The sequence below is a fragment of the Acidovorax sp. Leaf78 genome, assembly GCF_001422735.1.
In the GTDB taxonomy this organism is placed as follows: domain Bacteria; phylum Pseudomonadota; class Gammaproteobacteria; order Burkholderiales; family Burkholderiaceae_C; genus Acidovorax.
In genome coordinates this window covers 278,229-302,434 of record NZ_LMLZ01000023.1, presented here as the reverse complement: position 1 = coordinate 302,434, position 24,206 = coordinate 278,229, and the positions used below count along the sequence as shown (strand labels likewise).

Annotated in this window: 24 protein-coding genes; 12 read left to right on the top strand and 12 right to left on the bottom strand. The window is 67.0% G+C overall.

Translation table 11 applies throughout. The features are described 5' to 3' along the window. Positions 1-137: 137 nt before the first annotated feature. The 5 genes from ASF16_RS22120 to ASF16_RS22100 form a co-directional block, all read right to left on the bottom strand. On the bottom strand, positions 138-629 hold the full coding sequence (locus tag ASF16_RS22120) for a plastocyanin/azurin family copper-binding protein (RefSeq protein WP_056172227.1): 492 nt from the start codon (positions 627-629) through the stop codon (positions 138-140). Positions 630-647: 18 nt separating this feature from the next. Beyond that, positions 648-2,030, bottom strand: a complete 1,383-nt coding sequence (locus tag ASF16_RS22115; protein ID WP_056172225.1) for a multicopper oxidase family protein — start codon at positions 2,028-2,030, stop codon at positions 648-650. A 2-nt stretch (positions 2,031-2,032) separates the two neighbouring features. Beyond that, positions 2,033-3,526 carry a TolC family protein gene (locus ASF16_RS22110; RefSeq protein WP_082517097.1) on the bottom strand — a complete coding sequence of 498 codons (1,494 nt, stop codon included), beginning with the start codon at positions 3,524-3,526 and terminating at the stop codon, positions 2,033-2,035. Beyond that, complete coding sequence (locus tag ASF16_RS22105; protein WP_056172224.1) at positions 3,523-3,894, bottom strand: hypothetical protein; 372 nt, start codon at positions 3,892-3,894, stop codon at positions 3,523-3,525. Before ASF16_RS22105 ends, ASF16_RS22110 begins: the two co-directional genes overlap by 4 nt. Positions 3,895-4,156: 262 nt before the next feature. Continuing rightward, on the bottom strand, positions 4,157-4,684 hold the full coding sequence (locus ASF16_RS22100) for a hypothetical protein (protein ID WP_056172222.1): 528 nt from the start codon (positions 4,682-4,684) through the stop codon (positions 4,157-4,159). Positions 4,685-4,991: 307 nt separating this feature from the next. Here ASF16_RS22100 and ASF16_RS22095 point away from each other — a divergent pair, with 307 nt between their 5' ends. After that, positions 4,992-8,537: an EAL domain-containing protein gene (locus tag ASF16_RS22095; protein WP_235507479.1), complete on the top strand. Its 3,546-nt coding sequence runs from the start codon at positions 4,992-4,994 to the stop codon at positions 8,535-8,537. On the opposite strand, the gene ASF16_RS22090 is transcribed toward ASF16_RS22095, so the two are convergent. Beyond that, positions 8,522-9,181 (bottom strand): YitT family protein, encoded by a 660-nt coding sequence (locus ASF16_RS22090; RefSeq protein WP_056172219.1) that lies wholly within the window; start codon positions 9,179-9,181, stop codon positions 8,522-8,524. The genes ASF16_RS22095 and ASF16_RS22090 overlap by 16 nt on opposite strands. A 280-nt stretch (positions 9,182-9,461) precedes the next feature. Here ASF16_RS22090 and ASF16_RS22085 point away from each other — a divergent pair, with 280 nt between their 5' ends. Genes ASF16_RS22085 through ASF16_RS22070 form a run of 4 tightly spaced genes read left to right on the top strand, consistent with a single transcriptional unit; the run spans position 9,462 to position 14,174 of the window. After that, positions 9,462-10,232, top strand: coding sequence for a DUF3348 family protein (locus tag ASF16_RS22085; RefSeq protein WP_056172217.1), 771 nt, complete (start codon positions 9,462-9,464; stop codon positions 10,230-10,232). After that, positions 10,229-12,910, top strand: a complete 2,682-nt coding sequence (locus tag ASF16_RS22080) for a DUF802 domain-containing protein (RefSeq protein WP_056172216.1) — start codon at positions 10,229-10,231, stop codon at positions 12,908-12,910. Before ASF16_RS22085 ends, ASF16_RS22080 begins: the two co-directional genes overlap by 4 nt. Continuing rightward, entirely contained in the window at positions 12,907-13,569 is a 663-nt protein-coding gene (locus ASF16_RS22075; RefSeq protein WP_056172214.1) for an OmpA family protein, read from the top strand. The genes ASF16_RS22080 and ASF16_RS22075 overlap by 4 nt, the downstream gene beginning before the upstream one ends. After that, positions 13,566-14,174 carry a DUF2894 domain-containing protein gene (locus ASF16_RS22070; RefSeq protein WP_056172213.1) on the top strand — a complete coding sequence of 203 codons (609 nt, stop codon included), beginning with the start codon at positions 13,566-13,568 and terminating at the stop codon, positions 14,172-14,174. The genes ASF16_RS22075 and ASF16_RS22070 overlap by 4 nt, the downstream gene beginning before the upstream one ends. Before the next feature lie 140 nt (positions 14,175-14,314). Here the strand turns inward: ASF16_RS22070 and ASF16_RS22065 are convergent, their stop codons facing one another. Then, positions 14,315-14,590, bottom strand: coding sequence for a hypothetical protein (locus ASF16_RS22065; RefSeq protein WP_056172211.1), 276 nt, complete (start codon positions 14,588-14,590; stop codon positions 14,315-14,317). 131 nt (positions 14,591-14,721) lie between these two features. On the opposite strand from ASF16_RS22065, the gene ASF16_RS22060 reads away from it, so the two are divergent. Further along, positions 14,722-15,183: a response regulator gene (locus tag ASF16_RS22060; protein WP_056172209.1), complete on the top strand. Its 462-nt coding sequence runs from the start codon at positions 14,722-14,724 to the stop codon at positions 15,181-15,183. 3 nt (positions 15,184-15,186) lie between these two features. On the opposite strand, the gene ASF16_RS25725 is transcribed toward ASF16_RS22060, so the two are convergent. Beyond that, the gene (locus tag ASF16_RS25725) at positions 15,187-16,113 is read right to left on the bottom strand and encodes a DUF3703 domain-containing protein (RefSeq protein ID WP_082517095.1); all 927 of its coding nucleotides are present in this window, start codon (positions 16,111-16,113) and stop codon (positions 15,187-15,189) included. A gap of 1 nt (position 16,114) precedes the next feature. Next, the gene (locus ASF16_RS22050) at positions 16,115-16,789 is read right to left on the bottom strand and encodes a cation transporter (RefSeq protein ID WP_056172295.1); all 675 of its coding nucleotides are present in this window, start codon (positions 16,787-16,789) and stop codon (positions 16,115-16,117) included. 92 nt (positions 16,790-16,881) lie between these two features. On the opposite strand from ASF16_RS22050, the gene ASF16_RS22045 reads away from it, so the two are divergent. The 4 genes from ASF16_RS22045 to ASF16_RS22030 all read left to right on the top strand — a co-directional run bounded on the left by ASF16_RS22045 (position 16,882) and on the right by ASF16_RS22030 (position 20,230). Further along, on the top strand, positions 16,882-17,352 hold the full coding sequence (locus ASF16_RS22045; RefSeq protein WP_056172207.1) for a Cd(II)/Pb(II)-responsive transcriptional regulator: 471 nt from the start codon (positions 16,882-16,884) through the stop codon (positions 17,350-17,352). A 210-nt stretch (positions 17,353-17,562) separates the two neighbouring features. Further along, positions 17,563-18,363, top strand: a complete 801-nt coding sequence (locus ASF16_RS22040) for an ABC transporter permease (protein ID WP_056172205.1) — start codon at positions 17,563-17,565, stop codon at positions 18,361-18,363. Between the two features lie 107 nt (positions 18,364-18,470). Next, positions 18,471-19,502 (top strand): MlaD family protein, encoded by a 1,032-nt coding sequence (locus tag ASF16_RS22035; protein WP_082517094.1) that lies wholly within the window; start codon positions 18,471-18,473, stop codon positions 19,500-19,502. 92 nt (positions 19,503-19,594) lie between these two features. Continuing rightward, complete coding sequence (locus ASF16_RS22030; RefSeq protein WP_056172203.1) at positions 19,595-20,230, top strand: hypothetical protein; 636 nt, start codon at positions 19,595-19,597, stop codon at positions 20,228-20,230. 68 nt (positions 20,231-20,298) lie between these two features. Here ASF16_RS22030 and ASF16_RS22025 read toward each other — a convergent pair whose 3' ends face one another. The 3 genes from ASF16_RS22025 to ASF16_RS22020 all read right to left on the bottom strand — a co-directional run bounded on the left by ASF16_RS22025 (position 20,299) and on the right by ASF16_RS22020 (position 21,778). Continuing rightward, a complete protein-coding gene (locus ASF16_RS22025) occupies positions 20,299-20,679 on the bottom strand; it encodes a hypothetical protein (RefSeq protein ID WP_056172291.1) in 381 nt (126 codons plus the stop codon). 161 nt (positions 20,680-20,840) lie between these two features. Beyond that, the gene (locus ASF16_RS25720) at positions 20,841-21,023 is read right to left on the bottom strand and encodes a hypothetical protein (RefSeq protein ID WP_082517093.1); all 183 of its coding nucleotides are present in this window, start codon (positions 21,021-21,023) and stop codon (positions 20,841-20,843) included. 431 nt (positions 21,024-21,454) lie between these two features. Beyond that, positions 21,455-21,778: a hypothetical protein gene (locus ASF16_RS22020; RefSeq protein ID WP_056172202.1), complete on the bottom strand. Its 324-nt coding sequence runs from the start codon at positions 21,776-21,778 to the stop codon at positions 21,455-21,457. Between the two features lie 299 nt (positions 21,779-22,077). Here ASF16_RS22020 and ASF16_RS22015 point away from each other — a divergent pair, with 299 nt between their 5' ends. Together ASF16_RS22015 and ASF16_RS22010 are read left to right on the top strand one after the other, a co-directional pair. Then, on the top strand, positions 22,078-22,473 hold the full coding sequence (locus ASF16_RS22015; RefSeq protein ID WP_156372191.1) for a hypothetical protein: 396 nt from the start codon (positions 22,078-22,080) through the stop codon (positions 22,471-22,473). 320 nt (positions 22,474-22,793) lie between these two features. Then, on the top strand, positions 22,794-24,074 hold the full coding sequence (locus tag ASF16_RS22010) for a site-specific integrase (RefSeq protein WP_162241096.1): 1,281 nt from the start codon (positions 22,794-22,796) through the stop codon (positions 24,072-24,074). Positions 24,075-24,206 lie beyond the last annotated feature (132 nt).

The following is a 24,206-nucleotide window of genomic DNA, read 5'->3' as shown; positions in this document are numbered from 1 at the left end:
TGCGCATTGCCTTTGCTGTGTGGCGATCGGGCAAGCCGTTTGATGCTCATCGCATCACCCCAAGCGCTTGACTCGAACCATAGAACCTTTGCCGGGCCACCGGTGGCGTCCCCCTCTGGGGGAAGGCGCGCAGCGCCTCAGGGGGGGCTCACCGTGATAGTCCCGGTCATGCCTGCCTGGTAGTGGCCGGGGATGAGGCAGGCAAAGTCGAACTCGCCGGGGCGGTTGAACTGCCACACGATGTCGCCCTTTCGGCCCGCGGCCACATGGGCCATGTGGGGCTCGTCGTGCTCCATGCCGGGGTGCCTGGCCATCAGCTCGGCATGCGCATCCAGGTCGGCCCGGGTGCCGATCACGATCTCGTGCAGCACCCGGCCCTTGTTCTCGGCGCGCAGGCGCACGGTCTCGCCTTCACGCACCACGATGCGGCTGGGCGTGAAGCGCATGTCGTCGGTCATGCGGATGGTGATGGTGCGGGCCACCGCCCGGGCGTCGCCTGCGATGCCCCAGGCCTTTTGCTCCTTGGCTGCGGGCGCGCTGCGGGTGTGGTGCGGTGTGTTTTCATGAGAAAAAGAGGCGCTACCGCTTGCCAGTAGAGCGCAAGCAGCTATCAATTGAATAGCATTCATGAATATGGATCTCCGTGGTCAGTGCGCGTGGCCGCCGGGCGCGGGCTTGCGGGCGTTGGGTGCCCCCGGGGCGGTGCCCGGGTTGCTGGTGCGTGGGGCAGGGGGTGTGCTGGCGGGCGTGCCCTGCCACTCGTAGGCCTGGGTGCCCGGCGGCTGGCGGTAGTCGCCGGGGTCGCGGTAGTCGCCCGCCGCCTGGTCGGCGCGCACCTTGAAGGTGGTGAACATGCCGCCCATCTCCAGCGGGCCGTAGGGGCCGGTGCCGGTCATCATGGGGAAGGTGTTCTCCGGCAGGGGCATCTCCATCGCGCCCATGTCGGCCATGCCGCGCTCGCCCATCACCATGTAGTCGGGCACGATCTTCTGGATCTGGCCGACCAGGCCTTCATGCTGGACGCCGATCATGGTGGGCACGTCGTGCCCCATCGCGCCCATGGTGTGGTGGCTCTTGTGGCAGTGAAAGGCCCAGTCCCCGGGCTCGTCCGCCACCAGCTCCACCTGCCGCATCTGGCCCACGGCCACGTCGGTGGTCACCTCGGGCCAGCGCGCGCTGCGCGGCACCGGGCCGCCGTCCGTGCCGGTGACTTCGAACTCGTGGCCGTGGATGTGGATGGGGTGGTTGGTCATGGTGAGGTTGCCCACGCGGATGCGCACGCGCTCGCCCTGGCGCGCCACCAGCGGGCTGATGGCCGGGAAGGCGCGGCTGTTCCAGCACCAGATGTTGTGGTCCAGCATGGTGTTGACCTTGGGGGTGCGCGCGCCGGGCTCCACGTCGAAGGCGTTGAGCAGGAACGCGTAGTCGCGCTGCACCGGCGCAATGAGCGGATGCGCAGCCTTGGGATGCGTGATCCACAGGCCCATCATGCCCATGGCCATCTGCACCATTTCGTCGGCATGCGGGTGGTACATGAAGGTGCCGGGACGGCGCGCCACGAACTCGTAGACGAAGGTCTTGCCCGGCTGGATGGCCGGCTGGTTGAGCCCGCCCACGCCGTCCATGCCGTTGGGCAGGCGCTGGCCGTGCCAGTGGATGGTGGTGTGCTCGGGCAGCCGGTTGGTCACGAAGATGCGCACGCGGTCGCCCTCGACCACCTCGATGGTGGGGCCGGGGCTCTGGCCGTTGTAGCCCCACATGTTGACGACAAAGCCCGGGGCGACCTCGCGCACGACGGGCTCGGCGACCAGGTGGAACTCCTTGATGCCTGCGTTCATGCGCCACGGGGTCGTCCAGCCGTTGAGCGTGACCACGGGGTGGTAGGGCCTGCCGGTGGGCGGGTACAGCGGGGGCGCAGTGTCGGCGCTCGCCTGCACGGCGGGTTCGGGCAGCGCGGCCAGGGCCGCGGTGCCCACCGATGCGGCGGCCACGGCTGTGGCTGCGCCGGAGAAGAAATGGCGGCGGTTCATGGTCAATGGCCTTGTGGTGTGGAGGGGGCTGCGGCGCCGGAAGCCAGGCCTTGCAGGGACTCGGGCGATGTACCGGTGGATGTACCGGTGGATGTACCGGTGAGGGCCAGTTCCAGGTCGGTCTCGGCCAGCCAGAAGTCGCGCTGAGCGTTGATCGCATCGGCCACGGCCTGGGTGCTGCTGCGCGCCTGGGCCAGCAGTTCCCAGACGCTGGCGAGCATGCCGTTGTAGCGCAGGGTGGTCTCGTCGGTGATGAACTGGCGCAGCGGCACGACCTCGCCCTGCTGCTGGTGCGCCAGGTCGAGCGCGGTGCGGTAGGTCAGCCACGCGGCACGCACCTCGGCGCGGGCGCGCACGGCGGTGTCCTGCAACTGCGCTGCACTGAGCTGTGTCTGCGCCTGGGCGCGGGTGCGGGCAGCGCCGCCCCAGTCGAACAAGGGCATCGGCAGGTCCAGCTCCCACCCGCGTGTGATCTCGCGGTGGCCGGTGTCGCGCTCTGCCGCGGTGTTGCGCTGGTAGGCCAGTCCGATGTCGCCGAACACGGCGCCCGCGCGGCGCCAGCCCTGCTGGCGGGCGTCCGTGTCGAGCTGGCGGCGCGCGGCCTGCACGTCCAGGCGCTCGCGCAGCGCGGTGGCCTCCAGGCCCTCCGCAGGCAGCGGGTCGGCAGGCAGCGCGGGCAGTCGGCCGGCCAGCGTGTACTGCTGCGCCGCCAGGCCCCACAGGCCCATCACGCGGCTCAGTTGCTCGCGCTCTGTGGCGGCTGCCAGCCGGGCACGGGCGTGCTGGGCGTTCACCGCGTGCAGCACGGCCTGCTCGCGGGCCAGTTGCAGTCGGCTCCAGTTGCCTGCGCGCACCATGCGGCGGGCCAGCTCGGTGCCCGCTTGGGCCGCCGCTGCCATGCGGTCGTGCGCGCCGGCCACCTCCTGCGCTGCCACGGCGCGCAGCCAGGCGCGCCGCGTGTCAGCCGCCAGCACCACCACCTGCTGCGCTGTTTGCAGCGTGGCGATCTGCAGGCGCTCGGCCTGCCGCTCGGTGCGCCAGGGCAGCGTCACGAGGTCGAGCAGGTTGAACGCCAGGCTGCGTTCTATCTCGCGCTCGTGGGCGTTCTGAAGCCGTGCGAGCGAGACATGCGGGTTGGGCAGCGTGATGGCCTGTACGCGCTCGGCATCGGCCACACCCAGCGCGGCCAGCCGTGCCTGCAGCCCCGGGTTGTTCAGCAGTGCGATGCGCACGGCAGCATCCTGGGTGAGGGGCGTTGCCAGCAGCGCTTGCACGGCCTGCTGTGCCTGCGCACTGGCTGCCGCGCCAACGGGAGGCAATGCCGCCCGGGATGTGCTGCCGGTGCGGTGGGCGGTGAGCGCGGCCACGTCGCCCCGCAGGCCGTCGGGTGACACGCTGGCGCAGCCGGCGAGCAGGGCTGCCGCGGCCAGCAGGCTCCAGCGGCAGGGGGCGTGGCGGCCAGCGCGTACCGCGGTGGGGATGGTGCTGCGGTTCATGGGCGGCCCCCCGGTACGGCGGGCGCTGCAGGCCAGCGCGCCGCTCGCTCGCGGGCCTCCCACGCCAGAATGTCCGCATGGCCGCGGGGAAATGCGGCCACTGCCTGGTTGGCCTGTGGCCAGGGCAGGGGCTGCGCTGCGGCATGCGCCACAGGGGGTTGCGGCCCCAGGTTTTGGTAGGTGAGCGGGGCGGTGGGCGCATCAGGGTCGGCGGCGCCGTGGTGGGCGGCGGGCTCGGTGCCAGCGCCCGCAGCGTGGGCAATTGCGGAGCTTGCCAGGGCCAGCGGCGCGAGCAAGGGCACCATCAGCGCAAGGTGCGCGGCGTGCCGCGAGGTCCGCAGAAAAAATGGGTGTGCAGAAAAGCGCATGGAGATCTCCAGACAACGAAATCGTGGGAGCGCTGCAGGCTGGTGCGGGCACGCAGCCGGGGTGTCGGGGCCTGGGGGCGCCTGGTGGTGTGATCGCACGCGGTGTTCGGCGCTTTCCGCCCCGCACGTTCCGTGGGCTGCAGCGCTGCGGTGTGCAGGCTGGTGCCTCGGTCAGCAGGGGGAAAGTCGCCGCTCCAACTGCGCAGTCACGCCGTGCCGGCGCCACAGGCCCCGAGTGCAGACGCACTTCGGGCGTTGGAGATCAGGCGATGGGGGGCTTGATGGCGCGCGCCGCAGGGGCGCTGACGAACTGCGCGAACGCGCGGGGCAGGCCCGAGCGTTGCGGTGTGGGCGCGGGGCTCAGCGCCGCCGGGCCTTCGAGCATGGCCGAGTGGCAGATGTCGCAGGCCGAACAGGTGCTGGTGTGGTGGCTGTGCGCGTTGCAGCCGCCTGTGGCGTCGGTTGCACCGTGGCAGGCGACGGCTGGCCAGTCCTCTGCAGGCGCCTGGCCGTGGTCATGATCGTGGCCGTGGTCATGATCGTGGTCATGCCCCTGTTCATGGCCGGCCTCCGGTACGCCCACGATGGCCGGGCTGAAACCGTGCGCCGCTGCCGCGGGTGCGGCCTGGGGCGCGGAGGCTGGCGCAGCGTGGGCCCCTGTGGCGCCGTGCGCCGGGGCAGGTGCCGGGCCGGCGGGGACCGACGGCAGCATGCCTGTGGCCATGGCAGTGCCCATCAGGCCCCTGAGGACCAGCACCACCATCAGCACGAAGTAAAAGCCACGACGCATCCCGTGATGATACGGGAGCCCCGCACGTTGTTGCGCTGCCGCACGCCTGCCACCCGGCCAGCCGTGAGGGCGTCTTCCTACACGTGGCTCTGCCGATGCCATGCGCAAATATGAGTACATATTTCGCGCGGAGTTGTTTAGGATGGACAAACGCTGTCCGGCCGCTGGCGCCGGCGCTGTCGATGGTCAACCATGCCCCCCCGCAAAGAAGCCCCGTCCCCCTGAAAGGTCGCTGATGCCTTCGTGGCCGCCTCGGATCGCCGCACTCTGGAGCACCCTCTCCGCCAGAATCCGTTGGCTGATCCTGGTGGCATCGCTCCCCGCCGCGGCACTGGTGGTGCACCAGGCCAGCGAGCACCGGCTGGCGGGCGTGTCGGCCGCCCAGGAGCGGGCCCAGCTCACCCTGCGCGCGGTGGTGGCGGGCCAGGAGCGGCTCATCCAGTACACCCAGGACTTCTTGGGCAAGCTGGCCACCCTGCCGCAGGTGCAAGATCCGTCGCAACCCGCATGCGGCGTCTTTCTGGCCGAGGTGCTGGCCTTGCAGCCCCTGTATGTGAACATCGGTGTGCCCCGGGCCGACGGCGAACTGCTGTGCAATGCCCGCCCGCTCAAGGCGCCGGTGAACGTCGCCAACCGGCCGTACTTTCAGCGGGCCCTGACGGAACGCGAATTTTCGGTCGGGGCCTTCCAGATCGACCGGGCGGCGCAGGTGGCGAGCGTGAACTTTGCGGTGCCCGTCATTCCACCCGGCAGTACGCAGCCGGTGGGCGCTGCCGTGGCGGTGGTGGGCCTGGAGTGGTGGAGCCGGCGCCTGTCCGACCTGGGCCTGCCAGAAGGCGCCGTGGCCCGCGTGACCGACCCCGACGGCAAGGTGCTGGCCCGCTTTCCGCCCGACCCCTCCGAGCTGGGATCGGTGCTGGACGATGACGCCGAGTTCAGCGCCGCACTGCTGCAGTCCGGGCAGGGCGTGTTGCAGCGCACCACGGCTGATGTCCCGCACCTGGTGGTGTTCCAGCCGCTGATCGAGTCGCGCGGCAAGGCCGTAGCCACCATGAGCCTGACCGTGCCGCTGGGGGCGCTGTACGCCGAGGCCAACAAGCACATGTGGATCGACATGGCCTTCCTGCTGATGGGGGTGGCGCTGTCGTTCCTGCTGGCGCGGGTGGGTGTGCGGCGCGCGGTCAGCCAGCCCCTGCAGCAGCTGATTGCGGCCACCGACGAGCTGGCGCAGGGCCGCCATGTGCCGCTCGAGCGCACGCTGGGCGTGGCCGAGCTGTCCGAGCTGGGCCGGCGCTTTGACCGCATGGCCCGCACCCGGCAGGCCGCCGAGATCCAGCTGCGCCAGAGCGAAGAGAACCTTGCCATCACCCTGCATTCCATTGGTGACGCGGTGATGGCCACCGATGCAGCAGGCAACATCACGCGCATGAACCCCGTGGCCGAGCGCCTGACGGGCTGGCCACTGGCCGAGGCCATCGGCCGGCCGCTGCGGGATGTGTTCCGTGTGGTCAATGCCAGCACCCGGCAGGCGCAGCTCGACCCCGTGCAGTTGGTAATGGAGGGCGGCGAAGTGGTGGAGCTGAGCAACCACACCACGCTCATCTCGCACAGCGGCGCCGAGTACCAGATCGCAGACAGCGCAGCCCCCATCCTCAACGCGCAAGGCCAGATCGTCGGCGTGGTGCTGGTGTTCAGCGATGTGACAGACGCCTACCAGGCGCGCGAGCAGCTGCAGGCCAATGCGGCACGCTTTCGCACGCTGGCTGCGCTGTCGTCAGATTGGTATTGGGAGCAGGATGCGCAGCTGCGCCTCACGCGGCTGGAGGGCAGCTCCGAAAGCCCGCCCGTGCAGGAGGCTGCCAAGCTCATCGGCAAGACCCGCTGGGAGGTGAACTCCCCAGGCGTGAGCGATGCGCAGTGGGCGGAGCATCGCGCGCAACTGGCCCGGCAAGAGGAATTCCGCGACTTCGAATTCCAACGCGTCGCCCCGTCAGGCGAGGAATACTGGGTGTCCGTCAGCGGCACGCCGGTGTTCGACGACGAGGGCCGTTTCGCCGGCTACCGGGGCGTGGGCAAGGACATCACCGCGCGCCGGCGCGACGAGCGCGAGCTGCGCATCGCAGCCATTGCATTCGACTCGCAGGAGGGCATGATGGTGACCGGCCCGGACACCATCATCCTGCGCACCAACCGCGCCTTCACGCGGCTCACGGGCTACGACGCGGAAGAGGCCGTGGGCCGCCCGGCGAGCCTGCTGGCGTCCGGCCACCACGACAAATCGTTCTTCGATGCCATGTGGGCCAGCCTGAACACCACGGGCGAATGGCGCGGCGAGATCTGGAACCGCTGCAAGAGCGGCGAGGTGCGGCTCAACTCCATGGGCATCACGGCGGTGCGCGACGGGCGCGGGGTGCTGACGCACTACGTCGGCATGCTCAGCGACCTGACCCAGCGCACCCAGGCTGCCCGCGAGATCGAGACGCTCGCCTTCTACGACGCCCTCACGCACCTGCCCAACCGCCGCCTGATGATGGACCGGCTGCAGCAGGCGTTTGCCACCAGTGCCCGCACGGGCATGCTGGGCGCGCTGCTGTGCCTGGACCTGGACCACTTCAAGACGCTGAACGACACGCTGGGCCACGACATGGGCGATGTGCTGCTGCAGCAGGTCGGCCAGCGGCTGGCGGCCTGCGTGCGCGAGGGCGACACGGTGGCCCGGCTCGGTGGCGATGAATTCCTGGTGCTGCTGGAAGACCTGGGCGGGCAGGCCACCGAGGCGGCCGAGCAGGCCCAGGCCGTGGGCGAGAAGATTCTGCTGGCACTCAACCAGTCCTACCAGCTGGCATCCCACCACGTGCACAGCACCACCAGCGTGGGCGCCGTGCTGTTCGACGCACAGGGCCAGACGGTGGAAGACCTGGTCAAGCATGCCGACCTGGCCATGTACGCCGCCAAGACCGCCGGGCGCAACAGCATCCGCTTCTTCGACCCGATGATGCAGGCGGCGGTCACCGCCCGCGCTGCGCTGGAGAGCGACTTGCGGGTGGCGCTGGAGCAGGGCCAGTTCGTGCTGCACTACCAGCCGCAGATGGGCAGCGGCCTGCGCATGGTGGGGGCCGAGGCGCTGATCCGCTGGAACCACCCGGTGCGGGGCATGGTGGCTCCGCTCGAGTTCATCACGTTGGCGGAAGAGACGGGTCTGATCGTGCCCATCGGCGAATGGGTGCTGCGCACCGCCTGCCTGCAGCTGCGGCGCTGGCAGGGCCACCCCGCAACCTCGTCATTGCAGGTGGCCGTGAACGTGAGCGCCCGGCAGTTCCGGCATGCGCACTTCGTGGAGCGGGTGGTGGCGGTGCTGCGCGAGACAGGCGCAAGGCCCGAGCAGCTCAAGCTGGAGCTGACGGAGAGCCTGGCGCTCGAGAACGTGGACGACACCATCGACAAGATGCACGCCCTGCGCGCGCTGGGGCTCCGGTTTTCGATGGACGACTTCGGCACCGGGCAGTCTTCGCTGGCGTACCTCACGCGGCTGCCGCTGGACCAGCTCAAGATCGACCAGAGCTTCGTGCGCAACATCGGCATCCAGCAGGCCGATGCGCTCATCGTGCAGACCATCATCGGCATGGCGCACAGCCTGGACATCGACGTGATCGCCGAAGGCGTCGAGACCGAAGAGCAGCGCGCCTTTCTGGAGCGCCACGGCTGCAACCTGTGGCAGGGCTACCTGCTGGGCCGGCCCGTGCCCATGGAAGAGATCGAGCAGCGGCTCATGGCGCCTGCAACCGGTGGAGCAGCGGCCGCGCAGGGCAACACGCCGGGCAGCGACGAAGGCGCGCCTCACACCGCCATGTAGCGCCCTGGCCGGTGGTTCATGGCCAGCACCAGGTTCAGCGCCACGGCGCCCGCCATGGACCAGGCCACGCGCACGGGCTCCACCGTCCACAGGGCCAGCAGCACGATGCAGCAATCCACCGCCATCTGCACCTTGCCGGCGCGCCAGCCGTAGCGGTCTTGCAGGTACAGCGCGGCAATGCCCACGCCGCCCAGGCTGCAGCGGTGGCGAAACAGCACCAGAAAGCCGGTGCCGGTGACCAAACCACCGGCGATGGCGGCGTACAGCGGCTGCAGCTGCGCGAACTGCAGCCATTGCGACTGCATTTCCGTCAGCAGCGACAGCAGCAGCACCGCGATGAAGGTCTTGACCGTGAAGGCGCGCCCCAGCTTGCGCAATGCCAGCCAGTAGAACGGCAGGTTGAGCACGAAGAAGATCTTGCCGAAACCGAGGCCGGTGGCGTAGTGCAGCAGGAAAGCCAGGCCTGCGGTGCCGCCGGTGAGCAGGCCCGCCGCGGTGAACAACGCGACGCCCAGAGAGATGAGCAGTACGCCGGTGAAGATGGCCACCGCGTCCTCGGTGAGCGTGTGCGGCACGGCGGCGGGCGGTGCGGATACTGACAAGAGTGTGGAAGGCGGGACAGGGCTGGCGGGGGAGCTCGACATGGGTGGGGCAGTGCAGGGCCGTGCGGGATGCGGACTTGGATTGGACCATGCAATACGCGTGCCGGACTTGTCGCTCGTCAAGGGCGGGTGGGGCGGAATGCCCATAGGGAAGCCTTGCGTTGCCGGTGTGCCGCAGATGTAACACCTGCAACCCCAGGGGCCGCCCGGCGGGCAGTAGGCCGGTTCCTGCGAAAATACGCGGTTTTGCCCGTGGGGGACCCGTTCCCTGGTGCTTTCTCCCTCTGGGGCGGCGGCAAGCGCAGTGAATGGTTTCTCAGGGATGTATCCGCAACACACACTCAGCAGCTCCGGACTCGTGGTCCTGCTTCAGCAATGGATGCAGGCCGATGCGGGCGCGGCTGCGCGTGCCGATGTGGCGCAGGAGCTGGGCCAGTGGCTGAGCACGGTGGATGCGGTCACGCTCAGCCGGTCGCTGCATGCCATCGACTCGTTCCCGCAAGCGTTGGCGCCTGACGCGACCGGCGTGGACATGGTTGCGCTGGAGGCTGCCTTCGAACGCACCCAGGCGGAGCTGACGGCGCTGGCGTCGTCCAAACCTGTGCCCCCCAAGCCGGCCCGCGAGCGCGCCGACAACACGCGTGCCCAGGCGCCGGACCCGCAGGCCGAGGCCGAGTACGGCTTTCATGCGCCACGCTACCTGGGCCTGCAAAAGCAGATGGATGCGAAGCTGCTGGGCTTGCGCGCGCAGGTGCGCCACGGGGTGTCGCAGGGCTCCCGGCGCCTGAGGCAACTGGCGGCCCTGGATACCGTGATGGAACAACTGAGCTTTGTGCGCGAGCAGCGCCTGTGGGCCTCCCTGTCCGCCCACCTGGACCGGCGCCTGGTGCAATTGCGCCGCGCCCACCAGGAGCGGCTTTCGGCCCAGGGCCTGCCGGATGAACCACAGCGCTGGCGGCAGCCCGGCGGGTGGCTGCACGCGTTCGAGCGCGACATGCAGGCGCTGCTTCTGGCCGAGATGCATGTGCGGCTGCAACCGATCCTGGGCCTGCTGGAAGCAGCCCGCAACGAGAACATGGAACGACACGAATGAACAAGAGTGTGATGGCTGCCGTATTTGCCCTGGGCCTGGCGGCAGTGGGTTGGGTAGGGTGGGGATTCGTGGGGTCGAGCCCGCTGGCGCTGGCGATGACGGTGACGATCGGCGCGGTCTATGTGCTGGGCGCGTTCGAGCTGATGCAGTTTCGCCATGGCACCACCGCATTGACCGCCGCGCTGGCGGAGGGGTCGCAGCAGCCTCTGGTGGACCTGGGCCCCTGGCTCGACCGCCTGCCCGCCGCACTGCGCCACCCGGTGCGCCAGCGCATCGAAGGGGAGCGCGCCGTGCTCCCGGGGCCGGCCCTCACGCCGTATCTGGTGGGGTTGCTGGTCATGCTGGGCATGCTGGGCACCTTCCTCGGGATGGTGGTCACCTTCAAGGGCGCGGTGTTTGCGCTGGAGACCTCGGGCAGCCTGGAGGGCATCCGTGCCGCGCTGGCCGAGCCCATCAAGGGCCTGGGCCTGTCGTTCGGTACTTCGGTGGCGGGCGTGGCCGCCTCGGCCATGCTGGGCCTGCTGTCTGCCATGGCGCGCCGCGAGCGCCTGGCGGCCGTGCGCCAGCTCGACGCACGCATTCCCACCGTGTTCCGCGCGTTCTCGGCCAGCCATCGCCGCGAAGAGACCTTCCAGGCCCTGCAGCAACAGGCGCAAGCGATGCCGCTGATCGCCGAACGGCTGCAGGCCCTGGTGGACGGGCTGGACCGGCGGCACGACCAGTTGGCCGATCAATTGCTGGCGCAGCAAAAGGAGTTTCACACCGAGGCGTCGTCGGCGTACACCCAACTGGCGGGCGCCGTGGGTGCATCGCTGCACGACAGCCTGGGCGCCAGCGCCCGCGTGGCCGGCGAAACGCTGCGGCCCGTGGTCGAGCAGGCCATGGCCGAGCTGGCGCAGGAATCGCAACGCGCGCACCAGCGGCTGGCCGATGCCACCGCAGCCCAGATGCACGCGCTGTCGGCCCAGTGGGAGGGTACGGCACGCCAGGTCTCGGACACCTGGACATCGGCGCTGGACAAGCACACGCAGGTGCAAGACCGCCTGATGGGCGGGTTCGATGGCGCACTGCAGTCGGTGACCCAGTCGTTCGAGCAACGCTCCGCAGCGCTGCACGCGGCCCTGCAGGACACCGCGGCACAGTCGCACGCCGCCCAGAAGGCGGCCGACGAACAGCGCCTGGCCGGGTGGACCCGGTCGATGGAGGGCATGGGCGAGACACTCGCGGCGCAGTGGGAGCGGGCGGGCACACGCGCCGTGGAACAGCAGCAGGGCATGCGCGACGCGCTGGAGGGCGCCACAGCGCGCCTGGACCAGTCCCTGCTGGCGGCCACCCAGGCCTTCGAGCAGCGCTCCACGGCCCTGGTCGCATCGCTGCAAGATACCGTGGCGCACACCCACGCAGCCCAGGCAGCGGCCGACGCGCAGCGCATTGCCGGCTGGCGCGCATCGATGGAAGACACCGCCCGCTCGATCGCAGTCCAATGGGAGCGTTCGGGTGAGCAGGCCGCGGCGCAGCAACAGGGCGTAACGCAGGCGCTCGAAGGTGCCGCAAAGCAGCTGGGCGAGTCGCTGCAGGCAGCTACGCAGTCGTTCGACGAGCGCTCCGGTGCGCTGCTGTCGTCGTTGCAGGACACGGTGGCGCACTCCCACACCGCCCAGATGGCGGCCGACCAGGCGCGCCTGGCCGGTTGGAACGCGTCCATGGAGGGTATTGCGCAGTCGCTGACGGCCGAATGGCAGCGCGTGAGCACCCAGACGCTGGAGCGCCAGCAGGCCGTGTGCGACGCCCTCGAGACCGCCGTGACGGGGCTCACCGGACGCATGGGCGAGCAGGTGGCCAAGACGCTGGACGGTACCGCGCGCCTGATGGACCAGTCCGAAGCCTTGCTGCGCACCCGCACCGACGCAGAGGCCCAGTGGCTGCAGGCGCAGGGCGACCGCATGGATGCGCTGGCAGGCGTGTGGCGCACCGAGCTGGCCGCGCTGCGCGATGCCGAGGCCGAACGCGGGCGTGCGGCGGTCGACCGCCTGGAGGACTTGCAGGAGGCCGTGGCCCAGCATCTGGCCACGCTGGGGTCGGCACTGGAGGCACCGCTCACCCGGCTGCTGCAAACAGCATCTGACGTGCCGCAGGCCGCGGCCGAGGTCATCGCCCAGCTGCGCCACGAGATGACGCAACTGAGCGAGCGCGACAACGTGGCGCTGGCCGAGCGCACGGCCATGATGGAGCAACTGGGCACGCTGCTGCAGTCCGTCAACGAAGCCGCGGCCCAGCAGCGCGGCGCCATCGAATCCCTGGTGGGCACGGCGGCGTCGGTGCTGGAGCAGGCGGCGTCGCAGTTTGCACAGGCGCTGGACAGCCAGGTCGGCAAGGCGGACGAAGCGGCGACCCACGTGGCCGCCAGCGCAGTGGAGCTGTCGAGCCTGGGCGAGGCGTTCGGACACGGCGTGGGGCTGTTCACCGCCAGCAACGACAAGCTCATGGACAGCCTGCAGCGCATCGAAGGCGCCATCGGCCAGTCCCTGTCGCGCAGCGACGAGCAACTGGCCTACTACGTGGCGCAGGCGCGTGAAGTGATCGACCTGAGCATTGCGTCGCAGCAAGGCATTGTGGAAGACCTGCGCCGGCTCAAGGGCAGGGCGGTGGCCGCCGCCGAGCCGGAGGTGGCCGGATGATGGGGCTGGACGACACCATCGACAGCGTGGACGACGGCTCCGAGCAGACCGCCCCGGTCTGGGCGGTGTTCGGTGACCTGATGGCGGGCCTGCTGGGTGCTTTTGTGCTCATTCTGGTGGGCGTGCTGGTGGTGCAGATCGACCTGGTGGCCAGCCTCAAGCACGAGGTGGAAAAGCGCCAGCACGAGGAGCAGCGGCGCATGGCGCTGGAAAAGGCCCTGGCCGGCCCGCTGGCCAGTGGCCGCGTCACGGTGAATGACGGGCGCATCGGCATCAGCGGCAGCGTGCTGTTCGCGGCGGGCTCCGACGAACTGCGGCCCGAGGGGCGCCAGTTGCTCAAAAGCCTGGTGCAACCGCTGCAGGTGTACCTGCGCGAGCGTGACGAGATGCTGATGGTCAGCGGTTTTACCGACAACACCACGCTGCTGCGCGGCAGCCAGCAGCGCTTTGCCGACAACCTGGAGCTGTCGGCACAGCGCGCGCTGACGGTGGCGCGGGCGTTGATCGACGAGGGCATGCCCTCGTCGCAGGTGTTCGCTGCCGCCTTCGGCGCGGAGCAACCCGTGGCCTCCAATGGGGACGAGAAGGGCCGTGCGCAGAACCGCCGTGTGGAGATGGCCCCTGTCCCGAAGGCCTCCAGCGCCAAGCCCGCGCAATGAGTGAAGAACCCACGTTGGAATCACTGCGCGCCCAGGGGGCCGACCGCCACGACCCGGTGCGCTATCGCTACCTGGAGGTCCTGGCAGATCGCTTGCAGCAGCAGCCTGCGGCGGTGCAACAGTTTCTGGCGCTGAGTCTGCAGCGGGCGTTGGCAGCGTACGCGCAGGGGGCCGCCGCAGCACACCAGGCGGCAACGTGCGACAAGGTACCCCCGTTGCCATCACCGGTGGAGTCGCCACTTGCGCAGCTCAACCGCGAGCTGGACGCGCGGGCCCAGGCCGATGCGGACCAGGTGCGCATTGAAGGTGGTGCCAGTGCGTCGGACATGAAAAGCGTGCGCCAGTTCAGCGAGGTGTGGTCGCGCATCTCGGCCGAGCAGCAGGTCGCACAGGCCATCGACCGCGGGCCCGAGAATGCCGGGCCGCTGAATCCGCACAAGCTGATGCTGCGCTCGCTCAGCCTGATGCAGGACCTCTCGCCCGACTACCTGCGCCGTTTTTTGTCGCAGATGGACTCGCTGCTGTGGCTTGAGCACGCCAACAGCCCACGGCCGAGAAGCGCCAGCCCGGCCAACCGCCCTGCGCGGGGTCGCACCCGGGCGTAGCTGCAGGACAAGTCTTTGTGTGCGAGGGAGGGGGCGTGGTCACGCTGTGTGGGCAAGCCCGCCGTGTGTGCGCTGGACTTCTGCAGTGACAGGCTCTGCCAGGTGACAGGTGACAGGTACGCCTGCGCAGGTTGAGGGACCTAGCCCTTTGACCCGCTCTCAATGTGGCGTTGAAGCAGCTCGTTGGATTGGTCGAGTGCTTCGGCTGTCTCGCTGAGCTGCTGTTCGAGCTGGTCCGTGCGTTTGACGGCGGCTTCCAGATCGCCCTGGAGTGCATCCGGGGGTATCTGGGTGGCCAGCACGGCATGCACCACATCGAGCTCGTTCGCCGTAGCCTTGATCTGATCGGCGGCCTCCAGGTTGTTTTGGAGGATCTGCGCAATGTCGGAGGGCGGCGTTGGCTGGGCGGCGGGCATTTGTAAGGTCTCGCTGAGTACGAAGATTTCGCTTCTCCCATCGGGGACGCGGCGCTATCGCCTACACGCCGGGATGTCGGATCAAGCGAGATTGTAGGCTTCACCCAGTAAAACAGAGACCAAGGTGTCAGATGCCCCTCAGCACCATCCTCGTTGAAGACAACAAGACCATTCAGGAAACCCTCATACCTGCCTTGGAAGAATTGGCCGACGCCCAGGTGGTCGCCGTGGCTGCGACCGCCAGCGACGCCATCGAGGCGCTGTCGCAATGGAGCGAAGACTGGCAGCTGGCGGTGGTGGATCTTTTCCTGGAGGAGGGTTCGGGGTTGGACGTGCTGGAGGCGCTCAAGCACCGAAAAGGGCTTTGGGCCAAGCAGCACAACACCACCCGCCAGGGCACGCAGGCCCAGCAGGTGTACGTGCTGTCCAACTACGCTACGGCGGACATTCGCCGCCAGTGCGAGGCGCTGGGTGCCGACGGTGTTTTTGACAAGTCGACGGAACTCGAAGCGTTTTTCGACCGCTGCAGTGAGCTGCCGCACACCAGCGGCCGGAGGCAGGGTATGGGCACGCGAGCTTCAGTGCGCAGATAGATTTCACGTCCTGGGCTTGGCTGATCGCACAGTTCCGCCCCGCGCATCTTCACAACCCGAGGCGTCGGTTGAACGCACCGAGTTGCCGAGAGCCTGCTTGATCAGGCCTTCCACTTCCGCCGGTGGCGCCATGGGTTTCAATGCGCTCACGTGCGTGCGTCCGATGTTCCCTGCGGGCAGGCGTGCGAATAGATGGCCGATCGGCACGAGCGCCAAGCGCAGCAACTGGCCCATGGCCTCGCGACGGTCCCCCAACAACCATGCGTAGCGCAGCATCGCGCAGTGCGTTCGCCAATGCAGTCCCTGAGAGGATTGACCCAGTACGTGCGCAGCCTCCAGCCACCGCCATCGGCTGGCCGGTGCTGCGTCTGTGATCGTGTCGAAGGTGTTCAGCAGATCATCCACAGCGCGCCGCCGATGGGCTGGCGACGCAGGCGCCGCGTCGGCGGTACGCTCCCGCGTGCGGAACGCCGCGGCCAGGGCGCGCCAGCGGCGTTGCCGGTGAAGAAAGAACAGGCGGGCCAGCGCAGTGCTGAGCGGTGTCATCAGCCAGGGCACATGGCGTGCCACGACATCGATGTCGTCGGTGTACAGCGTGGCCCCGTCTGGCAGGGCCTCCAGCGTGATGCGATGGTCCCAGCGGCGCAGGAGTTGTCCGTGGCCGTTGTCCCGCAGGGTGGGCCACTGCCCCGATTGCTGTGCGGGCTCGATGGAAATGCACACAGTCTGCGCTCCCATCGGCACCACACCCAGCAGCCACATGTGAAGCTCCAGCTTGCCCGCCGTCCAATGGGTGGGCCAGGGCTCGCCATTGGCCGGCTGGAACCGCATCAGCGGCGCCGTCACATGCCGAAAGGCCGCCGTGGTGTGCAATTGCCGGGCCACCCAGTCGGGCGGGGCGTCCAGGCGCGTGGCCAGATGCACCCGCATGTCAGTGCGCGCCGCTGCTCGCGTTGGCACCAGTGGCCAGCTCCTGGCGCGCCTGGCGAATCACGCTCCAGCCGCCGCTGATGGCCAGCCATGCCATGACCGCTGCCACTGCCAGGTCCGGCCAGGCGGTGCCCGTGCCAAACACGCCCAGTGCCGCCACCATCACCGCCAGGTTGCCCAGCACGTCGTTGCGGGTGCACAGCCACACGCTGCGCATGTTGGCGTCGCCATCGCGGTAGGCGTACAGCAGCACCGCCACGCCCAGGTTGGCGGCGAGTGCCAGCAGGCCGACGCCCCCCATCGTCAGGGGTTCGGGCGGAACGCCTTGCCAGATGCCCCACGCCACCCGCCCCACCACGGCGATGCCGAAGGCCAGCATGCTCACGCCTTTGACAAGCGCCGCCCTGGCACGCCACGCCAGGGCCATGGACAGCACCCACAGCGACAGCGCGTAGTTGGCAGCGTCGCCCAGAAAGTCGATGGCGTCGGCCAGCAGGGACGCCGAGCCGGACTGCAGCCCGGCGCCGATCTCCAGCGCGAACATGGCGGCATTGACCACCAGGGCGACCCACAAGATGCGGCGGTAGCGCGGGTCGGCACTGGCGGGACCGTGGTCGTGGCTGTGCCCGTGGCCATCTTTGTGGTGGTTGTGTGGGTGCTGGCAGTTGGCAGACATGGCGACTTTCTCGGTGGTGATCCTTGCAGGGATCATGGTTTTGCAAAGCGATGGCATCATTGGAAACCTTGAAGTCACTTGAAGGTCAAGCCATGACGCAGACTGTTGCCCCACTTCCCCAGCACCGCATTGGCGAAGTGGCCCGCCAGTCGGGCGTGTCGGCCGCCAACATCCGCTACTACGAGAAAGAAGGCCTGCTGACCCCCGGAGCGCGCGAGGACAACAGCTACCGCCTTTACAGCGCCGACGATGTCCACCGCCTGCGCTTCATCCGCCTGTGCCGTGCCATGGACATGTCGCTGGACGAGGTGCGCACGCTGCTGGCGCTGGACTGGAACCGCAAAGCCGACTGCGAGGCTGCACGCGACACGCTGGATCAGCACCTGCAGCACGTGCGCAGCCGGCTGGCAGAGCTGCAGGCGCTGGAAGCGGACTTGCTGGCGCTGCGCGGCCGCTGCGACGGGTCGGATGCCCACTGCCACATCATCGAAGCCTTGCACGAGCGCGCAGACGCCCAGCCCGCGGCGGCGAATGGTACGGGTGTGGGCAAGCGGCACGTGTAGCGCGGCGGCTATCTCGGCACGGCTGCGCAAATACGGCCTGCAGGGCGCTGGTTAGGCCAGTCCGTGGGCATGTGCTTCACTTCCAGGCTTTTGCTATTTAATTGATAGCTGGTACCGCTTGTCCATCAAGCGGGAGGGTCGAAAAAATTCATGAAAACCAGCAGGCATTCCCTGCAATGGCGGCCACGGCTCGCCCGCTATGATCCCCCCATGATTGCGCGCTTGCCCGGCCTGTCCCTACCCGAACGCGTGTGGAGCACCGCGCGGCGCTGGGCGGTGGCGTGGTGGCGCATCCTCTACCTGGGCGCCGTGATGCTGGTGCTGGTGCTGTCGCCGTCCAGCTACGGCCGGGGCACCCGCCGCGCACTGGCCCGCCACCTGTACCTCGACACCGCGCCGGTGTTGCTGGGCTTCACGGTGCTGGCCGCGCTGATCAGCCTGGTGCTCACCCGCATCGTGGTGGTCACGGCGCTGAGCTACGGCCTGTCGCGCTATGCGCTCGAGATGGTCATCCGGGTGCTGGTGCTGGAGCTGATCCCGCTGACCGCTGCGCTGTTCGTGGCGATGCGCTGCACCATTCCCAACGGCACGCAGATCACCCGCCTGCAGCAAAACGGACGCTTCGACGCGCTGCGCGCGCAGGGCTCGGACCCCGTGCGCATCGAGTTGCTGCCCCGCGTCATTGCCGGCGTGTTCGCCTGCATCACGCTCGCCGCGCTCAGCTGCGTGGTGTCCCTGGTGCTGGCGTATCTGGGGGTGTATGGTTTCAACCTCGCAGGGCTGCAGAGCTACACGCGCATGTTCGGGCAGGTGTTCAGCCCCAGCGTGACCATGGTGTTTGCGATGAAAACGGTGTTTTTTGCGCTGGCCGTGGCGCTGATACCGATGGCCGCGGGCCTGTACGACTCGGGCGATCGCACGCAGCCTGATTCCGAACTCGGCGGTCTGGCGCGCATGTTCGCGGTGCTGCTGCTGATCGAAGTGGCCTCCCTGATGGGCAACTACTACTGACCGTTGCTGCCCGTCCGAATAACCGCCACGCGCTACCGACCGTTACCGACCGCTAACGCCACCCTTGTGCCACAGCCTGCAAAATCCTTGTACCCCTGATCTGGCCCATGAACGACTCATCCCACCGAACCCATCCTCCCGGCCCGCCGCCCGCGCCGGCCGATGCGCTGAACGAGCCCTCCGTGGAGACCCTGCGGCCCGTGGCGCATCTGGAGATCAAGGCGGCGGCGTTGCTGATCTTCACGCTGGCGCTCATCGTGGGCTCGGGGCTGTACCTGCTGTATGCGCGCGGCGCCTTCGAGCCCACGCAGACCCTGGTGCTGACGGCCGACGATTCCGAAGGCGTGGTCGTGGGCATGGACATGACCTTCTCGGGCTTTCCCATCGGCCGCGTGCGCCGCATCGAACTGGCGAACGAGGGCAACGCCCGCATCATCGTCGACGTGCCGCGCAAGGACGCGCACTGGCTGCGCCAATCCAGCGTGTTCACGCTGGTGCGTGGCATCGTCGGTGGCACCAACATCCGTGCCTACACCGGCATGCTCGGCGATGAGCCCCTGCTCGACGGGGCCGTGCGCCCAGTGCTGCGCGGCGACGCCACGGCCGAGATCCCGCAGCTCATGGCGTCGGCGCGCGAACTGCTCACGAATCTGAACGCGCTCACGGCGCAGGACGCGGCCCTGGGCGGCAGCCTGGCCCAGGTGCGCACGCTCACCGAGCGGCTCAATGGCCCGGGCGGCGTGCTGGGCGTGCTGATGGGCAACGAGGCCGACGCCAAGAAGATCGTGTCCACCCTGGAGCGCACGAATGCTTTGCTGGCGCGGCTCGACGGCATGGCCGCGCGCGCCGACCGCCAGGTGTTCGGCAGCGACGGCAACAAGGACGCGCTGGTGCCTGAAGTGCGCGCCGCCGTGGGCCAGCTCAACGCCTTGCTGGCCGACACCCGCACCAGCTTGCAGAAGGTGGACGCCGTGCTGGTCGAGGCGCAGGCCATCGGTGCCAACGCCCGGGAGGCCACGACCGAACTGGGCGCCCTGCGGGCCGAGGTGGAGAGCAATTTGCGCAAGGTCGAAAGCCTGGTCAACGAGATCAACCGCAAGTGGCCTTTTGCGCGGGACACGGAGCTCAAACTGCCATGAACATTGCTGCTTTCAGACTGCTGGCGGGACAGGCAGGCCGGTATTCCCCAATCCGCAAAGCCCGTCGGAGTAGCGCAGCGCTCGGCGCGGCGATGGTGGCAGTGGTGCTGTTGACGGCCTGTTCCAGCAAACCCCCTGTGCCGGACTGGCAGATGAATGCCCACGCGTCGGCCCAAAAGGCGGTCGATGCGTACCTTGGGGGCAACACCCGTGTCGAACGGCTTGAATGGGACCGGGCCCGCGCCGAAGTGGCCCGCACAGGCCGTCCGGACCTGCTCGCACGCCTGGAGCTGATGCGGTGCGCTGCCCTGGTGGCGAGCTTGGTGCCCGGCCCCTGCGACCGCTTCGAGGCTCTGCGCGCCGACGCGGCGGAGGCAGAAATAGCTTACGCAGACTACCTGGCCGGGCGTCTGGAGCCTTCCCGAGTGCCATTGCTGCCGGAGCCGCAGCGCAAAGTGGCGGTAACGGGCGATGCAGCCGCCTTGGCTGCGGTGCAAGACCCCTTGTCACGGCTGGTGGCCGCCGGTGTGCTGTTTCAAACCGGCCGCGCCAACCCGGCAGTGATGGCGGCAGCGACGGACACCGCGTCTGCTCAGGGGTGGCGCAGACCGCTCATGGCCTGGCTGGTGCTTCAACAGCAGCGCGCAGAGTCAGCAGGGGACGCAGAGGCTGCCGCAGCGTTGCGGCGCCGCATTGCCATCGTGGCGCAGGGCGCTCCACTGCGCTGAGGGGATCCGTGGCAGGTAGAGCCTGAAATTCGGGGACCTGCCTTGATCGGCCCTGGAGAGTCGGCGCTTTATCGCAGACGGGCCTGCAGCTGGTTCTCGATGTGATCACGCTCAGACGCAAATTGCTGTGCGCTGATTTCCTGGGATTCGTACTTGCGGGCTGTGGAGAGCAGCAGCACGGTATTTTCAAGCCGGGTGTCCTGCTGCAGCGATGGCGGCATTGCAGTCAGCCGGTCAAAGCTTTGGCGGTAAAACTCACTCCAAGTCAGCGTGCCTGCCTGGGCTTGGGCACGTGCGCCATCGTGCCAGCGTGAAAACTCATCCAGCGCTCCATCACGCGGGCTGGTGCAACCCAGCACTACCGCCGCCACTGCTATGGCTGCAACGGGCCACAGGTTGCGAACAGCTTGGATCGGCGAACCTGCAGGCATTCGAAAACGGGAGTTCATGATCGTCCTCCATTTCTGGACCACCCCCTGAAACGGCGGTGTGCAGCGCCAAATGGTACGCCGATGCTATCGTTTTTTCTAGTTATTGTTGCAGCGGCACCCAATTGGCAGGCTACGGGTCCGACGCTGGCACTTCGGCCTACTGCCCTGTCAGCGCGAGATCACTCGAACAGGTTGGCCGGAAGAATCTCTTCGAGCCCGCTTGGCAGCATGGCTGTCGAATCCGCAGACTGGACAACAACGTCCGGCGTTATGGCGGAGACAGCGGCAAGCACTGCGAGTACAACGGTACCTACAAACGCAGCAAGAGCACGCATTCCGGGCTGTTGTGGGTGGCGTTTCATGGCGATGTCCTTTGGAAAAATGGGGTAGATCTCAATGACCTTGGTCGTTGCCTCAATGGTCGACGGGTTGATTTCAGCAAACCACGCAATGACCGTCTGTCAGACAACGGCGATACCCGAAGCAACGCTCCTTTTGTTGCCTTTGGTTGCAATTGGTGCTCGCCAGTCGCACGTGGTGTTATGGGCCCGTACCTCCGGTTTCGCGCCGTCCGGATCGATCAATTCAGAGCGTCAGCCAGTTGCAGGCAGACCGCTTGTGAGCTTCCCATCGAAGATCGAGCATTTGCGTGCCCGCAGGCGTGCTGCTGCATTGACGAAGGTGCTCGAAGTTGGGGCGCGGTCTGCGCAAGACCGCGGCATCAAACGGAGGGCAGCGGCTATGGCGCAAGACCGCTGCCTCAGTGGCTATATCTTCAAAGGCCTTCTGGCGCTCAGGAGTCCAACGTCGTCTTCGTGGATTTGCGATCGACGCGTGACGCGTCCAGCGGTGCAAGCCATTCGGGAAAAACCGGCCCTGGCAACACGTGGGTCCGGAACGTAAAGGGGTGCCCTGGATACGCCTTGGCCAAGGCGGCCTGTCCCTGAAACGAAATTGCCGTCACTTCCGCCCGCTGAATGGGGCTGTCCACATCGGGCAGCGATGCCTTGACCAAGTCCGCGGCGGCCAACACGCGAAGGCGATCAATGTCCGCCGGGCTGTCCACAGTCGTGGGCAGCTGGCTCTGTGCAAGAGCAAACAGCAACTCCATAGGCATTCGGAATGCTCCTTAAGTCATAGCTACTTCAAGTTGCGGCGACGGGCGACGATTACGGTTCAACTTTGCAGGAAACACGGCCTTGCAACCCACGGCTGCACACACGGATTTTTGTCTGTCTTACCGGGGTGTGCGCCTATTTCTGACAGATGCCTGTGGTTATCAAATCCCTAATGAATCAGAACCGGAAGCCGTTATCGCTTGATTTGCAAGGCTGTAGTGCTATCGAATTTGATGGTGCCAGCAGTTGTGTGAATCGCAAACAGCGTCTCCGCAGTGGTTCGAACAGGAGGTTAATCATGCAATCCCATTCCATCAACCCCGTACATTTGCGCGAATCCATGGTCGGCGAAGAAGACCCCGGTGCGGCGCTGGACGTTGTGGCCTCGATGCTCCGCAAAAACGCCAGAGACGAAGCTGGCGCCGACAGCACAGAGGGGACCAGCACGCCCGTAGTCGATGCAAGAATCCACCTGAGTTGCAGCGACGACGGCAAGAACATCGATGTGGGCGTGACGTGGCCGCACCACCCTTCAAGCGACGTCGCCAAGCTCTTGGGCTTGGTGGTCGCCAACCACAGCGCCATTGCCGATACGGCATGGTCGCTCTCTGGTGCCACCGGGCTCAGTTGCATTGAACTGGAGGTGGACGAAGATATTGACGGAGTGTTTTATGTCAGCAGGAGGGATTGCTAGGCGTTACCCCGAGCGTTGCTTACGTCAGGTACTTCAAGGCGATAGGCTGCCGAGGTTGACCATAGCGGAGGATTGTTGGCATCGGCACGTCCAACGCAAAAAGCCACCGGAAGGTGGCTTTTTGCGTTCAGCTTGTGCTGCACTGATTTTGGCGGAGAGGGCGACCGCACGAAGGCGAATCCGAAGCTATCCAAAGAGGTGCATTGACGTACTAGAAATCCGCGTCAGCACTGGCTTTGCGAGCGATTCTCTCCTTGCGCCACCTCCAGCCACATTCCAAAAAATCCAGCGCCATCCAGTCATAAAATATGGTTAGAAAGATGGCCTGGCAAATCGCCTCAAACAATGCGGAAGGTCCGACAGTGAGCAAAGCACGCGACCGGCTGACGGCGGTCCAAATCAAAAATCTCAGCAAGCCGGGTTTCTATCACGACGGCGGCGGGCTGTACCTCCAGATTAGTCGCTTTGGCAGCAAGTCCTGGATTCTGCGCTACACCCTGAACCAGAAAAAACGCGACATGGGCCTCGGCCCGCTGGCCGACTGGACGCTGGCCGAAGCCCGCGAACGCGCCAAGAAGTACCGCCAGCTTGTGGACGATGGAGTTGATCCCATTGACCAGCGCGACCAAGAAAAGGCTCGCATGCTTGCAGAGCGCATTGAAGCGGATCGGAAGCGCCGGAGCTTCGAGGAATGTGCCAACGAGTACCACGCTGCCAACAAGGACGATTGGAAGAACGCCAAACACGCCGACCAGTGGATCAACACCCTGACCACCTACGCTTTCCCAAAATTCGGCAAGCAGCCCATCGCGGAACTGACGCGGGAGCAAATCCGCGAAGTCCTGGAGCCCATCTGGAAGACCAAGGCTGAAACCGCCTCCCGTGTGCTGCAACGCATCCGCACCGTGGTGAACTATGCTGCAGCCCGCGACTACTGCGTTGGGCTCGATAGCGAACAGTGGGACCAACTCAAGAAAGCGCTACCAAAAAACACTAAGGCGCGCGCGGTGGAACACCATGCATCGTGCCCTCATGAGCAGGTTGGTGCTTTGCTGGAGCAGGTCCGCAAGAGTCGCTCCAGTGATAGTGTGAAGTGGGCTTTCGAGTTCATCGTCTTGACGGCAGCTCGTTCCGGTGAAGTGCGCGGAGCTGTGTGGGAAGAGATTGATGCCAAGACCAAAACGTGGACGATCCCCAAGGAGCGCATGAAGGCAGGCCGGGAGCATTCCGTGCCACTTTCTCAAGCAGCCTGGGATGTTTTGCAACACGCGCGAGGTCTGTGGCCAGATGGCACAGAGCCTGCTGGTCTGATTTTTCCTGGCACCAAGAACAAGCCTATCAGTGATATGACTCTCACACAGTTGCTGCGTCGAATGCACCAGCCGTACACAGTCCATGGCTTCCGTGCCAGCTTCCGGACTTGGGGCGCTGACATTGCCCACTATGACCACGACATGTTGGAGATCGCGCTGTCGCACATCGTCGGTGATGCCACGGTGCGTGCCTACCATCGCTCCGACATGGTGGAGAAACGCCGGAAGCTTATGGGCGAGTGGGCTATGTACTTACAAGGAAAAAACGCTTTGACTCATCCTCAATGAGTTGAGCTAGCACGTTAATTTCAAAGGATAACTATGGCTCGCGCATCCCAATCCTCGGACGGAGTTGACAACGCTACGGGGAATGAACAGAACACGGATGAGAGACTAACCAAGAAAGTAGCCCCCGCGAAA

What these genes read in the sequence shown, in the direction of transcription:
- ASF16_RS25720 (WP_082517093.1), bottom strand. Translation starts at nt 21,023, where the DNA reads ATGAAACGCCACCCACAACAGCCCGGAATGCGTGCTCTTGCTGCGTTT.
- ASF16_RS22115 (WP_056172225.1), bottom strand. Translation starts at nt 2,030, where the DNA reads ATGAACCGCCGCCATTTCTTCTCCGGCGCAGCCACAGCCGTGGCCGCC.
- ASF16_RS22015 (WP_156372191.1), top strand. Translation starts at nt 22,078, where the DNA reads ATGCAATCCCATTCCATCAACCCCGTACATTTGCGCGAATCCATGGTC.
- ASF16_RS22080 (WP_056172216.1), top strand. Translation starts at nt 10,229, where the DNA reads ATGAACAAGAGTGTGATGGCTGCCGTATTTGCCCTGGGCCTGGCGGCA.
- ASF16_RS22020 (WP_056172202.1), bottom strand. Translation starts at nt 21,778, where the DNA reads ATGCCTATGGAGTTGCTGTTTGCTCTTGCACAGAGCCAGCTGCCCACG.
- ASF16_RS22050 (WP_056172295.1), bottom strand. Translation starts at nt 16,789, where the DNA reads ATGTCTGCCAACTGCCAGCACCCACACAACCACCACAAAGATGGCCAC.
- ASF16_RS22010 (WP_162241096.1), top strand. Translation starts at nt 22,794, where the DNA reads ATGGCCTGGCAAATCGCCTCAAACAATGCGGAAGGTCCGACAGTGAGC.
- ASF16_RS22045 (WP_056172207.1), top strand. Translation starts at nt 16,882, where the DNA reads ATGACGCAGACTGTTGCCCCACTTCCCCAGCACCGCATTGGCGAAGTG.
- ASF16_RS22035 (WP_082517094.1), top strand. Translation starts at nt 18,471, where the DNA reads ATGAACGACTCATCCCACCGAACCCATCCTCCCGGCCCGCCGCCCGCG.
- ASF16_RS22100 (WP_056172222.1), bottom strand. Translation starts at nt 4,684, where the DNA reads ATGCGTCGTGGCTTTTACTTCGTGCTGATGGTGGTGCTGGTCCTCAGG.
- ASF16_RS22085 (WP_056172217.1), top strand. Translation starts at nt 9,462, where the DNA reads ATGTATCCGCAACACACACTCAGCAGCTCCGGACTCGTGGTCCTGCTT.
- ASF16_RS22060 (WP_056172209.1), top strand. Translation starts at nt 14,722, where the DNA reads ATGCCCCTCAGCACCATCCTCGTTGAAGACAACAAGACCATTCAGGAA.
- ASF16_RS22025 (WP_056172291.1), bottom strand. Translation starts at nt 20,679, where the DNA reads ATGAACTCCCGTTTTCGAATGCCTGCAGGTTCGCCGATCCAAGCTGTT.
- ASF16_RS22110 (WP_082517097.1), bottom strand. Translation starts at nt 3,526, where the DNA reads ATGAACCGCAGCACCATCCCCACCGCGGTACGCGCTGGCCGCCACGCC.
- ASF16_RS22040 (WP_056172205.1), top strand. Translation starts at nt 17,563, where the DNA reads ATGATTGCGCGCTTGCCCGGCCTGTCCCTACCCGAACGCGTGTGGAGC.
- ASF16_RS22075 (WP_056172214.1), top strand. Translation starts at nt 12,907, where the DNA reads ATGATGGGGCTGGACGACACCATCGACAGCGTGGACGACGGCTCCGAG.
- ASF16_RS22090 (WP_056172219.1), bottom strand. Translation starts at nt 9,181, where the DNA reads ATGTCGAGCTCCCCCGCCAGCCCTGTCCCGCCTTCCACACTCTTGTCA.
- ASF16_RS22070 (WP_056172213.1), top strand. Translation starts at nt 13,566, where the DNA reads ATGAGTGAAGAACCCACGTTGGAATCACTGCGCGCCCAGGGGGCCGAC.
- ASF16_RS22030 (WP_056172203.1), top strand. Translation starts at nt 19,595, where the DNA reads ATGGTGGCAGTGGTGCTGTTGACGGCCTGTTCCAGCAAACCCCCTGTG.
- ASF16_RS22065 (WP_056172211.1), bottom strand. Translation starts at nt 14,590, where the DNA reads ATGCCCGCCGCCCAGCCAACGCCGCCCTCCGACATTGCGCAGATCCTC.
- ASF16_RS22105 (WP_056172224.1), bottom strand. Translation starts at nt 3,894, where the DNA reads ATGCGCTTTTCTGCACACCCATTTTTTCTGCGGACCTCGCGGCACGCC.
- ASF16_RS22120 (WP_056172227.1), bottom strand. Translation starts at nt 629, where the DNA reads ATGAATGCTATTCAATTGATAGCTGCTTGCGCTCTACTGGCAAGCGGT.
- ASF16_RS25725 (WP_082517095.1), bottom strand. Translation starts at nt 16,113, where the DNA reads ATGCGGGTGCATCTGGCCACGCGCCTGGACGCCCCGCCCGACTGGGTG.